1 protein-coding gene is annotated in these 210 nt (G+C 65.2%); it reads left to right on the top strand.

Annotation, left to right across the window (positions count from 1 at the left end):
• A partial coding sequence (locus RRF55_RS29335; RefSeq protein ID WP_439419504.1) for an NAD(P)/FAD-dependent oxidoreductase occupies positions 1-210 on the top strand: 210 nt, incomplete at both ends.

The following is a 210-nucleotide window of genomic DNA, read 5'->3' as shown; positions in this document are numbered from 1 at the left end:
ACCAGCTGGCCGAGCGCCTGTCACGCTGGGAGATCGTGCCCACGGGCACGGAAGGCTACAAGAAGGCGGAAGTGACGCTGGGCGGCGTGGACACGCGGGCGCTCTCGCAGCAGACCATGGAATGCAAGACCCAGCCGGGCCTGTACTGCATTGGCGAAGTGGTGGATATCACCGGCTGGCTCGGCGGATACAACTTCCAATGGGCCTGGG

It is taken from the genome of Klebsiella sp. K47 (assembly GCF_051858335.1).
Taxonomy (GTDB): Bacteria; Pseudomonadota; Gammaproteobacteria; order Enterobacterales; family Enterobacteriaceae; genus Klebsiella; species Klebsiella pneumoniae.
This window is presented reverse-complemented; position numbering and strand designations above follow the sequence as displayed.